This is a genomic window from Luteitalea sp., assembly GCA_009377605.1.
Lineage (GTDB): Bacteria > Acidobacteriota > Vicinamibacteria > Vicinamibacterales > Vicinamibacteraceae > WHTT01.
The window spans coordinates 1-591 of the sequence record WHTT01000315.1 but is presented as its reverse complement, the minus strand read 5'-3'; the positions used below and the strand labels follow the sequence as shown (position 1 = coordinate 591).

Here is a 591-nt window from a genome sequence, read left to right as displayed (position 1 = left end):
GGTGTCGGTCGAAAGTATCGAGGCCGAAGCGACTGCGGCCCTGCTCAACGGGCGGGAGGAGGCGAGCGGGAGCGGCGAAGGTAGGTATGCCGGCGGTCGCCATTTCGATCCAGAGGCGCGAGTGATTCTTGCGCCGCTGATCGCGGCTCGCGGGCCGCTCGCGTCACAGGAGTCGAGGATCGCGGTGTGGCTCGCTGGTATATCGATGCTCGTGCTCCTGATCGCCTGCGCGAACATCGCGAACCTGATCGCCAGCCGAGCGATCCGGCAACAATCCGAAACGGCCGTCCGCCTCGCTCTCGGTAGCTCACGGGCGCGGGTGATCCTGCCGGTCCTGACCGAAACGCTACTTCTTGCCTTGCTCGGTGGAGCGGTTGCGGTGCTTGTCGCACAACTCGCGGCGCCAACATTGTGGCAGACGCTCCTCCCTGTGGTGGACTGGAACGTGCCGGGTGGTGCTTCGAGGGTCGCCATGCTCGCCCTCGGGCTTGCTGTCTTGAGCGCCATTCTCGCCACGGTACCTGCCCTCCTTCACGCGTCCCGACGGAACCTCCAACTCCGCAACGTGCGCGGCGGGTCGAGTTCCCCTTC

General features: G+C 66.2%; 1 protein-coding gene. It reads left to right on the top strand.

Features of this window, described 5'->3' with window-relative positions:
* On the top strand, nt 1–591 hold a 591-nt coding region (locus GEV06_29095; protein MPZ21894.1), incomplete at both ends, for an FtsX-like permease family protein.